General features: G+C 32.4%; 9 protein-coding genes. 5 read left to right on the top strand and 4 right to left on the bottom strand.

What is annotated here, in order from left to right; all coding sequences use genetic code 11:
• The first annotated feature begins 1,093 nt into the window (after nt 1-1,093).
• Nucleotides 1,094-2,383, top strand: a complete 1,290-nt coding sequence (locus LEP1GSC059_RS08765) for a WGR domain-containing protein (protein WP_017213976.1) — start codon at nt 1,094-1,096, stop codon at nt 2,381-2,383.
• Between the two features lie 422 nt (nt 2,384-2,805).
• Here the strand turns inward: LEP1GSC059_RS08765 and LEP1GSC059_RS08760 are convergent, their stop codons facing one another.
• The 3 genes from LEP1GSC059_RS08760 to truD all read right to left on the bottom strand — a co-directional run bounded on the left by LEP1GSC059_RS08760 (nt 2,806) and on the right by truD (nt 7,148).
• Nucleotides 2,806-3,189: a hypothetical protein gene (locus LEP1GSC059_RS08760; RefSeq protein ID WP_017213975.1), complete on the bottom strand. Its 384-nt coding sequence runs from the start codon at nt 3,187-3,189 to the stop codon at nt 2,806-2,808.
• Between the two features lie 18 nt (nt 3,190-3,207).
• The gene (locus LEP1GSC059_RS08755) at nt 3,208-4,614 is read right to left on the bottom strand and encodes an APC family permease (protein WP_020980558.1); all 1,407 of its coding nucleotides are present in this window, start codon (nt 4,612-4,614) and stop codon (nt 3,208-3,210) included.
• Nucleotides 4,615-5,921: 1,307 nt separating this feature from the next.
• Nucleotides 5,922-7,148 carry a tRNA pseudouridine(13) synthase TruD gene (gene truD, locus LEP1GSC059_RS08745; protein WP_155243418.1) on the bottom strand — a complete coding sequence of 409 codons (1,227 nt, stop codon included), beginning with the start codon at nt 7,146-7,148 and terminating at the stop codon, nt 5,922-5,924.
• Nucleotides 7,149-7,242: 94 nt separating this feature from the next.
• Between truD and LEP1GSC059_RS08740 the strand changes: the two genes are divergently transcribed.
• Both LEP1GSC059_RS08740 and LEP1GSC059_RS08730 read left to right on the top strand, forming a co-directional pair.
• Nucleotides 7,243-7,692, top strand: a complete 450-nt coding sequence (locus tag LEP1GSC059_RS08740) for a MarR family winged helix-turn-helix transcriptional regulator (RefSeq protein ID WP_017213973.1) — start codon at nt 7,243-7,245, stop codon at nt 7,690-7,692.
• Nucleotides 7,693-8,268: 576 nt separating this feature from the next.
• Complete coding sequence (locus tag LEP1GSC059_RS08730; protein WP_002180229.1) at nt 8,269-8,712, top strand: DoxX family protein; 444 nt, start codon at nt 8,269-8,271, stop codon at nt 8,710-8,712.
• Between the two features lie 211 nt (nt 8,713-8,923).
• Here LEP1GSC059_RS08730 and LEP1GSC059_RS22990 read toward each other — a convergent pair.
• Nucleotides 8,924-9,663, bottom strand: a protein-coding gene (locus LEP1GSC059_RS22990) for an IS5 family transposase (protein WP_238323699.1) whose coding sequence is annotated in 2 segments (ribosomal slippage) — nt 8,924-9,375 and nt 9,375-9,663 — 741 coding nt in all. Because the reading frame shifts where the segments join, the coding sequence is not laid out codon by codon here.
• A 309-nt stretch (nt 9,664-9,972) separates the two neighbouring features.
• Here LEP1GSC059_RS22990 and LEP1GSC059_RS08715 point away from each other — a divergent pair.
• Both LEP1GSC059_RS08715 and LEP1GSC059_RS08710 read left to right on the top strand, forming a co-directional pair.
• Nucleotides 9,973-10,251, top strand: a complete 279-nt coding sequence (locus LEP1GSC059_RS08715; protein WP_002180136.1) for a GNAT family N-acetyltransferase — start codon at nt 9,973-9,975, stop codon at nt 10,249-10,251.
• Entirely contained in the window at nt 10,248-10,583 is a 336-nt protein-coding gene (locus tag LEP1GSC059_RS08710; protein ID WP_002180224.1) for a VOC family protein, read from the top strand. Before LEP1GSC059_RS08715 ends, LEP1GSC059_RS08710 begins: the two co-directional genes overlap by 4 nt.
• Nucleotides 10,584-10,837: the final 254 nt, after the last annotated feature.

Below are 10,837 nucleotides of genomic sequence, written 5' to 3'. Positions count from 1 at the left end.
GGGCTATCTTCTCAATCATGAGAAGAAGCATTTCTTAAACCATGTAGAATGATGTGTAGCTGTAAAAATTTTTTGAATTACCGATCTCGTTCGAAATATGATATCACGCGAATCTCGTTCGTGCGCAACATCAACTCAATCAAAATTGTCTTTACTAATCTTTACATTTGTGTTCCTGAAAGCACCTCTACTTCCAAGAACATCTCTATCGCAGTATATATGTTGTGAATGAACTCAATGCTTCCCGAAAAGAATTTCTTTTACTTAGTATGAATGAATATCCAAACGAAGAAAAAAATTTATCCAGTTATACAGATTGGGCTGTCTCATTTTTGAAACAGCCGTAGGGACCAAAGTATAAATCACATCTTTCTAAGTCAAATGTATTTTGTAAAAATTCTTTTCTTACTGCACAAAGCAGAAAATTGAAACTAGCAAATTGGTTTTGTGAAGATATAAATTATGTCTCTTTAGGTGATTATAAATTCTTACATCGTTTTTTCACCGTTAATCTAAAAAGTTCGAATCAATATTTGATAAACGTAATAGTTCCCACAAATTCGACAACATAGTGAATACAATTCCTATGTTGAATTCCAGAAAATTTTTGAAATAACTTAGATTCATTTTTTAAACTGTTTTTCCATCTTTAAAGCAGTTGAGGTTCCCACAAGCTTTGTGAAACGAAAGCGATGTTCTTCCTATACGCTTTTAACAATTTTGGAACAGACTTTAAATCCTATTTTCGTTATTACTACGAAAGTTTACAAAAATAGGATTTAAAATTAAGGATCAATTTTACAAAGATTTAGAAATTTTAACAATTGGACACTTGCAAAATTTTATTTTTTCCGTAAACGATCCTACATACTAATTTTAGAAAGAAATTCATAATATTATTTTCATACGACTTAGTAATATTAGAGTTGTTAAAAAATTAATTCTCTATCAGTTTCTGTTTCATGGAAACGGCAATTGAAGCAATTTTGTTAATCTGAACTATGGAATTTTTCAAAAGCTCTGTTATATCTAAATTTTTAGAAAGAATTTTTCAAACTTAATCTATTCAAATCCATATCAAAGAAGGAATTCAATGAAACACCAACTAACGTTCCAAGATAATCAATCTGATAAATTCTGGAATATAGAAACTTCGGGGAATACATTTACAGTCACATATGGCAAAAGTGGAACTCCTGGACAAAGCCAGACAAAAAACTTTGACAGCGAAGAAAAATGTATTCAAGAAGCTACAAAATTACTCACGGAAAAATTAAAAAAAGGTTATATAGAACAAGGAACCCAAGTCGATACAAAAAAATCTGTCTCTTCTGGCTTTCTTAAAGAATGGAGGAAACTAGTAAACTCTAAAAATTTGACCGAACATTTCTCCTATTTAGCGGATAGCCCCGGTGCCGATAAAACTCTCAGACTATTTATAGATAAGATAGACAAACAGGAGCCGGAGATCGACGAAGAAAATTTTGAATTGAATCTTTATTTTAAAGACTACAACCTTATTGTAAAATGTGGTCCGCCAATTTCTCAATTACCTACTGAATACTTAAACTGGCCCGTGTCGTTTCAGGAAAAATTATCAAAACATGAGTATATTAAAATTGACGAATATGATTTGTATTTAGGAAACCATGGAGGTTTTCTACCAAATTACCTTGCTAATGCAGGAAAAAATTGGCCGACACACGCTTCTGACGTTTATTCCCCTTTGACTGAATCTAATAACTGGTGGATTTATAACCCCGAAGAGAAAAATTCTCTTGGAGAAAAACAACTTTACTTTTTTGATCATTCTCTTGGAGTTCCAGAAACATTAGGTGATATCAATATTGGTACACTTTTTCTAAACCGTTTAAAAAACATTTTTGAAGAAGAAGATGCAAATCGACAAAATGAACCCGCCAGAACACAAGTTGTAACAGACGTAATTGTAGAAACGTATCAACAACTTGATCATTTTCTTACACTTAGTAAATACTCAGAAGCGAAAAGTTTCGCTATAACTAAAATCACCGAACTTAAAAACGATTTTCGTACGCGACACGAAACGGATAAAACCAAAGGTGTCCCACTGGAAAAAAATTTCCCCGAAAGATTTGTAGCGGACCTTTTGGCTCTCGCCGCCAATACAAAAGACGCAGAATGTTTTCAAATGGCTTTCGGTTTACTGGAAGGAGATCTAAAAAATCCTCGTATCCATTTTAACGCAGCTTGTTATCACGCATTAACCGGAAATAAAGAGTCATTGCTCGAATCCGTTCGACTTGCACGCGCGTTAGGACAACCTTCGAGTTCGTTTCGAATGGAGAGGGATTTTAAAGAATTTAGGCGCGATCCTGATTTTGAAAAAGCTATCTCGAACTAAAAATTGTATAAGTTCCCTTTCTGCACTTTTACTTATTAGAGTTGTTGAAAAATGAATCGCCACTTAGTTTTTGTTTTATGGAAACGGTCTATTAAAGCAATTTTGTTAATTTTAACTATGGAATTTTTTAACAACTCTATTCTTATAAATTGAACGCAGTAAGTTTTTATTGCAAAACGTTGTTTTAAAGTAAAATATCAGGTAACGTGAATTTGATATAACGCGAAAGGGATCGATGCGAGGTAAATAAATTGAAACTAAAGACGATTATTGTATAACGTTTCCTGCATACAATTTATTGACCAGAGCTGAGAGCCCGGTCCGGCTGCCTGTGGCGAGCCGGATTCGCCCTGATTTTCTTACGTCGAATTCGCGTTAGGTGTCTTATTATATAACTCCGAGTAGATTTTTGAGGTAAAATCTTATTTCCTTTGTCGAATTTTTCTGCCATAAATCCAACCGACTAAAATCAAAGGATAACCCAACCAAGCCGCTAAATTAGCGTAAAAGTTAAAATGATTTTCAGAAAGACTCGGAACTTGCAAAATTAAACCGGCTAACAAAAAAAGTATATGTATTTCCGTATATTTAGAATTTTGAACGTAACTATATTTTCCCAATCCACAGCCTGTAAAAAATGCGAGCAATCCCAAAAAGATTCCTATTTTTCCTAAGACCAAAAAAAGATCCTGGGAAAGTAAAGAATTTGAATTATTGAATATAACTAGAAAAGTTTTACAACTTAAAAGTAAAATAGAAACAATTCCTAAGATAGAATGAAGTCTGAATCTATATTTTATCTTCAAAGTAAAAATTAATTTCGATTACGGCTCTCCACTGGTAATCGGAACCGGTTCGTTTTCTGGAAGCAAACTCGTTGCCAAAACTTCTGGAGATTCAGTATCAAGAATAGTAGATTTTTTTGATAAAGTATTTTGCATTATTTTAAAATAGTAATACATCGGTATAGAAAGAAACGTAAAGCCGATTCCCCAAAAGGCTTCAGTGGATTTATTCCAAAGTAACGTCACGATAATACAAAGATTGGAAGCGATATATAAATAAGTTGTATAAGGATATCCTGGAATTCTAAACTTCAATTTATAATTTCTTTTTTCAAAAAGAATCGGCGTATAAGCTGTAATCGTAGCGAGAAGTAAAGTGGAACAAGTAATTAGATAGAGAAGACTTTCGATCTCTTTTACAAAACAAAATAAACAAGCGTAACAACATTGAAAGAGAAGCGACATATAAGGACTTTTATGTTTAGAATGCAGCTTTGCCATATTCTGAAAAAAGAATCCGTCTCTCGCCATAGCAAAGTAAATTCTTGAACCTCCTATGATATAAGCGGAGATTGAAGCTAAAAACGCCCAACAAATAAAAACAGTGATAAAAATAGTTGCCTTAGGACCAAAAAGAGCAGAGGACGCGGTAATTCCTATTTTATCTCCCGATAATTCGGAAAGCGATCCCGAACTCAAAAAAAGAAAGTTCATTAGTATATAAAGAATAGTAACTAACGCACAGGAATACAAAACCGCTTTATAAATATTCTTATCCGGATCTTTTACTTCTTCGGCAACGTAAGTTATCATGTTCCATCCAAGATAAGAATATGTTACCGGAATCACTCCCGCGAGTAAAAGTTCAAAACCTTTTAAATTAGAAGGAAACAAAGAGAAAGATTGAAAACGAGAAATATCATAATTTCCGATTACAAATCCCAAAATTACAAAAAATACTAAACCTAAAATTTTTACGCTTGTGAATAAATTCTGAATTCTAGATGCAATTGAAATTCCGAAAAAATTGACAATCGTAAATACAAATATTGCACTCATCGCCAAAATCTGCGCGGTTCCAATCGAAATCGTTAATCCTAAAAAAGGGATTTCAAAAAAATAAATATCCCAAGAAGGGTTGATCAGTGAAAAAAGCGATTTAGAAAATGCTAATGCAGAGAGAGAAATAGATGCCGAAAAATTGATAGAAAGAGAAAGCCATCCACTCGCAAATGCTACAATCGGCGAATAGGCTTCTTTTAGATAAACGTAATCTCCTCCCGCGTAAGGAAAAAGTGAAGCAGATTTTGCATAAGACATTGCTCCCGCTACCGCAAGAAATCCTCCTAAAATCCAAGCGAGCAAAACGATATTAGGATTTGGAACCTGATGAAGAATGTATCCCGTTGTGATAAAAATCCCCGGCCCTACCATGGAGCTAAACATAAGAGATATAGAATCGAATAAATTGAGGGATCTTTTGAGCTGCGTCATTTTCTGACAGCATGATAGTTTCGTCACCATGAACAAGGATTTTTCCTTTTATGGTTCTTTTAAATTGAATGATTGGACAAAGAAGAATGAGTTTGGTTTTACAAAATCTATACTTATTACTGCCTTCTAATAACCATCTCAAAAATCTTCCTTTTGTCTTTAAACATCACTTTGAAACATTTTAAGTCATTTTTGAGTGATTTATAGTGTTCTTTAAATCAAACTTCTCTTGAAAATTTTTTAAAGATAACTCTTATAAAATGAATTTCGAATTTGATAGAAACGATTTATTATAGAGATTTTGAAAAACTTCTATAATAAAATGGATTTTTTTATTTAATGATGTCATTACTGATTTCTATAAAATTGAGTGTCACAATCACAAAAACATGTTTGAGTACAAAATTAGGTATTCTTTTATATAGTCTTTAAAAGAATAATTTCATTTAGAAGTTTAATTTTACTTAGAACTAAATTGTCAAGTGTCCAATTTTCTGTCCCAAAAACAGTAGAGTTGTTGAAAAATCCCATAGTTCAAAACTGCTTCAATCGACTGTTTCCATCAAAGAGAGATTGATGGAGAATTCATTTTTCAACAACTCTAGTAAGTCGTCTCAGAACTATAACACTCTATATAAGATGAATAGATTATTCTTTTTGAATTTGATCGAAATTTTTAAAATTAAGAACTTTTATGTTTAGAGAAAAAATTCTACAGTTCAGATCAACAAAATTGTTTTAATCTACAGTTTCTACGAAATAGAAACAAAACAGATGAAGAATTCATTTTTCAAATACTCTAACTTGTCCCAAATCTAAAAGAATTTTATACGATCATTCTTTAGAAATTTTTAATAAAACTCAGTAGTTTCTACAATTAAGTCACATTTGGCAATTTACTAACTTTCAAGCAGTTCAATTTTCGAAGTAGTTCCCACATTGAACAGTTTTAGTACAAATTCTTAGATTTATTAGAAATTCTCAGAAAGGAAACTTTGATCTACCCCAAAATCTTGAGAGCCATGAAAGATGCTATTTTAGAAATTTCTAATAAAATATAAAAGCAACTACATGCTTACAAATTTACTAGACGTTGTTAAAAAGTTAATCTTTTTCCATTATCCAGAATTACATAATAAAGTACCTATTTAACAATTAAATCATGTGAATTCAGAAAAAAAATTTGAGCGAATCAAAATTCAATACAACAACTCTATTTTAAGTTTCGGCATTTTAAGAAAAAATTTAGAAAACGAACGTCAAAGATTCGATCTAAGCATCAACCGTTTAATCAACATGGTTGCATACACTCCTGAAGGAAGCTGAAAAGATATTTTAACTTTTCTTTTTCCGGTATGTTGATCGTCTTCTTCAAAATCTCCGATTTGAAAATCATTTGGAAATATTTTTATCTTTCGTTCAAAAGAATTCATTTTTACAATTGGAAAAGGAGAATTATCAAAAACTGTATCTTTCAAACCGTTTCGAGACAATATTTCTTTTAAAATATTCATTTCTTTTTTAGAATATTCTAATTTAGAAATTCCTGGATTACCTGGAACTGGTAGATTTTTGGAAAATGAAACGGATTCAATAGAGGATTCTCCCGGAAAAAACAAAGGGCCGGTTTTCGTTTTAATCCAAACTCCCACAGAATTTTCGGAAGTGAAAAGTTCGGATACGAATTCGTTCCAGATCAAAGACTGAAACGAAGAAACTAACATCAATAATTCTTCTTCCGGGAATCGAAGAATCAAATCGGAATACGTTTTTTGTGTCGGATTTTTCTCTCTCTTTAAATTGGAGAAAATATTTTTTTCCAATTTGCTCTTAGACCATTTTTCACACTGAGACCAATTTCCCCAAAGATCATGAAGATTTTTTTTTCTGTCCCGAGCCTGTTTTTTTTCTCCGGGGAAAGGATCGGTCAGAATCAACTTTAGACAAGTCTCCGAGTCCCCTTTTAAAAACGGTAAAATTGGAAGTCGGAACTCAGAGTGAAAACGGCTAAATCTTTGCGAATCGTAATAATTAATAAAACCGTTTTTACAAATCTTTGCGAAATTGTTTTGAATCGATTCGATTTCTTTTTCGAGCAAATTTCTTAGAACAAGGCTGAATCGATTGCCAACATTTAATTCTGTACTTAAAGATTTTCTACTAAAACCGATTTTATCCAATCGAATTACATTTGCGAGTTCTTTGGGAACCCTCAAAGGTTTTTGACAACTTATATATTGAGAGGTAGAGGCGTGACGATCCTTTTTTCCGGCATAACCAATTTCAAAAATAGAAACTTTAGATTCCTTAGAAATCCTCAAAAGAGCATCTAACGTATTCCAGCCAGTTTTTTGAAGTCTAAAGATCGTCCATTTCCCGTTTTTTTGGATCAAATCCGGAGGAAGAATTTCCTGAACTTGAAAATCTTCTGGTGTTTGTTTTAAATCATAAACTAAAAAACCACTGAATAGTTGCACAAGTTCCAAAACATAGAAATTACAAATAGAAACAATCTTGAATTTAAAAATTCCTTGACTGTACAAGTAGTTTAAGATTAAATAGTTTAAATTTAAAGTATTTATGGGAACACACTACAAAGGAAATAGTCGCGAAAAAGCGGTTTTGAATGCGTTTATCAAACTCAGCCGGTGTTCCGACTCGATCCGTCAATTGGAAGAAAAAGTATTTTCTAAGTATGGATTGACCACAGGTCAATTCGGTTGTTTAGAAACCTTACTCCATTTGGGTCCAATGTGCCAAAAAGAAATCGGACAAAAATTATTTTCCTGCGAAGGCAATATTACTCAGATCGTTGATAACCTCGAAAAAAGAAAGTTGGTACAAAGAGTTAGAAGCGAAAAAGACAGACGTTATATCATCATTCATCTAACTTCTGAAGGAAAAAAACTCATTCAGAAAGCGTTTCCTGACTTATTAAGTTCTTTAGTTCATAAATTCGGAAATTTATCAGAAAATGAACTTTTGGATTTAGGGAATTTTTGTAAAGAAATCGGATTGAAAACAATATGAATCTTTTACTTATCCAAAAAAAGAATATTAAAGTTAACGTATTGATTTTAAAAAAATTTGGAGCTTCCATAAGAACAAATTTTAAGGACCTATATATTAGATTACCATGAATTTCGAAAAAATTCCATATTTCAGTTTAAGAAAACTGCTTCAATTGACCGTTTCCATGAAAAAGAAACCTATGGAGAATTCATTTTTCAACGACTCTATTATATAACTTTGAGTAAAATAATATGAATCTAAATAGTTTAATATTAGAATATATACTTTGCAATCGAGAGTTTTTTTTCTTTAACAAAAAATCTAGAAAAGTCTCTGGATTAAAAATTGATAGTGCAAATTCTCTTTATTTAATACGTGTTATACAATTTTATCTTTGCGAAACACAATTTACAAAAAACGTTTCGACAAATTTATTTCCGACAGATTTTATATTACATTCTGCCCTGGTGAAATACTTGAAAGTTTTTACATTACCAAAAAAACAATTCCCAATTTAAATAATATACTCAATACTTTGAATTTAAATTATTTACCATCAAAGAATAAACCTGGAATCATTTAGGAGGAAATAAAATGCTTCAAAAATTTTTTAAAACGGATTCAGACTTAGGATCTTTAATCCTTAGAGTAGTTGCAGGAATTGTAATATTCCCACACGGAGCGCAAAAACTACTGGGTTGGTTCGGAGGTTACGGATTTTCGGGTACCATGGGATTTTTTACAGGAATGGGAATCCCTGCACCAATTGCATTTTTAGTTATCATCGGAGAAGCGCTCGGAGCACTCGGGCTTATCTTCGGTTTTCTGACAAGATTGTCCGCCTTTGGGATCGGAATAATCATGATCGGAGCGGCACTAATGCATATACCGAACGGATTTTTTATGAACTGGTTTGGAAATCAACAGGGAGAAGGATATGAGTTTCACCTTCTTTTTGTAGGAATTTCCTTGGTACTTTTGGTTAAAGGTGGTGGAAAAGCTTCCGTAGATTCTTTGATCGAAGAAAAGCTAAACTAAAAATTGATCTTAAAAAACCTTCTACTCGCTCTCGAAAGATTTAGATACGATACTACGATTTTTTTCGAGAGCGACAAAAAGAACTTTTTCTGAAATTCAAATGCCTTGCAAAAACATTATATTTATTATATAGTTCCGAGTAACAAAAATAAAAGGCGTCGCCTTTTTTCGAAAACACTGTTTTTATTCCTACTAAGAGCCGGTCTCAAAACTACCTATCAAAAAAGTTAAAAGCAATGATAGAGCTTGCGAGATAAAGAGATGCAAGATAATTTTCAGATTTTCTTTCCCAACGAATTAGGATAGCCCTGAATCGATTGTGCCAACTGTTAGTTCTTTCAACGACCCAACGTCTAGGTTTTCCTTTATATTTACCGATGAGAGGCTTTTCACCTTTTTTCCGAATATGAGATTGAATGTTTCTTCTTTTGATTAAAACTTCTATATCTTTGAAATCATAACCTTTATCTAAACAAATATGTTTTGGCTTCTTTCTTCTTTTTCCGGAAAATATTAGGATTGAATTCAACGTATCTTTTACACCGTGTTTGTCATGAACGTTAGCTCCAGTCAATGTAATTGCCAAAGGAATTCCATTTCCATCTGTAAGAATATGCCGTTTAACACCTAATTTGGCACGGTCTGTAGGGTTTTTCCCAGTTAAGCTCCCCCTTTGGGAGCTTTAACCATTGCCGAATCCATCGAAGCCCAGTCCCATGCTATTTGATTCTTTACATCATAATATTTTAAAATAGATTTATAAATCTTTTTGAATACTCCTGCTCGTTCCCATTCTTGAAATCTTCTGTGACAAGTTTGGCCTGATCCAAACTCATTCGGAATGGCACGCCACTGACAGCCTGTTTTCATTCGATAGATGATACCTGACATTACTACTCGTGTTGGTACTCGATTGCGACCTCCTTTCGGATTTACATTTTCTTTCGGGATTAATGGGGCTATTTGTTTCCAAAGTGCATCCGGTATCTCTGAATAATATTTGTCCATTTCACATTGATATTATTACCCTTTCTCTCTACAAACAATTTTGAGACCGGCTTTTAGTACTATATAATAAGTATCTAGAACTTTGCTCTGGAACACGCTTTGTTATAACAATTTTATGGTACTTAATTTTATAGGAATCAGTAAATTAGTTAAATCATAGAGCCGTGGGAAACCTTGAATTTCTGTAAGTTTTGGAAAAATACTTTCTTCTTTCAGGTTGATGAAATTCCTAACGGATCTTAGAATTGAAGAATGAATCCAATCATTATTCACTCCGAAGAGAAATCAAAGTTTTACACCGAAATAGATGGGTTTGAATCCTATCTTTTTTATAGAAAGGAAGGTAATATTTGGAATTTAATTTCTACTTACGTTCCTTCTGAACTCAGAGGCAAAGGCCTTGCGGCAGACCTCGTTCGAACTGCTTTGGACAAGGCACGTTCCTTAAATAAAAAAATCATTCCGAGTTGTTCTTATGTGGTAACTTTTTTAAACAGAAATCCCACTTATAATGATTTAATCGTAAAATGATTCATCATATCGCAATTGGTTCTCCAAATATAGAAACTCTTGAAAAATTTTATATATCTCTTCCCGGTTTAAAAAAAATACGGGTAAATAAAAATACGGATGATTCTCTTAGATCTATTTGGTTTGCAGCAGGTAATACAATTTTAATGTTAGAATTTGATCATATTCCCAAAGGTCCAAAAGCTTTGATCTTTTCAATATCCAATTTAAAATCCAAAGATTTTAAAAACCTTCCCAATTGGATTCAAGAAACCGAATATACAAAATACTTTAAGGATCCGGACGGAAATCTTTTGGGTTATTCCTCTTATCCTAATCCCTGGCCTTTTTGATTTTGTTTTTACGATAATTCCTACTTTTTTCAGGATTTCACTGCAAAACTGGAATTTGTGTGAGTTCTCACAAAAACCGTCTTATTCGGGATAATTATGTTTTTTGATACTATTTTGTTAATAAAAATTGTAGTTTTAAAATTTATTCGTGAAACCTGAATTTGCTGTAGCTCCACAGAAACCGTCATCTTTTAAATATTCATTTTTTTTAATTAACTTGGGTTCGGTATAACTAATGCGAAAGCGATTATTAT

The organism is Leptospira noguchii serovar Panama str. CZ214 (genome assembly GCF_000306255.2).
Lineage (GTDB): Bacteria > Spirochaetota > Leptospiria > Leptospirales > Leptospiraceae > Leptospira > Leptospira noguchii.
This window is presented reverse-complemented; position numbering and strand designations above follow the sequence as displayed.

Coding starts and splice junctions, on each gene's coding strand:
- LEP1GSC059_RS08765 (WP_017213976.1), top strand. CDS start 1,094: ATGAAACACCAACTAACGTTCCAAGATAATCAATCTGATAAATTCTGG.
- LEP1GSC059_RS08755 (WP_020980558.1), bottom strand. CDS start 4,614: ATGTTTAGCTCCATGGTAGGGCCGGGGATTTTTATCACAACGGGATAC.
- LEP1GSC059_RS08740 (WP_017213973.1), top strand. CDS start 7,243: ATGGGAACACACTACAAAGGAAATAGTCGCGAAAAAGCGGTTTTGAAT.
- LEP1GSC059_RS08730 (WP_002180229.1), top strand. CDS start 8,269: ATGCTTCAAAAATTTTTTAAAACGGATTCAGACTTAGGATCTTTAATC.
- LEP1GSC059_RS08715 (WP_002180136.1), top strand. CDS start 9,973: ATGAATCCAATCATTATTCACTCCGAAGAGAAATCAAAGTTTTACACC.
- LEP1GSC059_RS08710 (WP_002180224.1), top strand. CDS start 10,248: ATGATTCATCATATCGCAATTGGTTCTCCAAATATAGAAACTCTTGAA.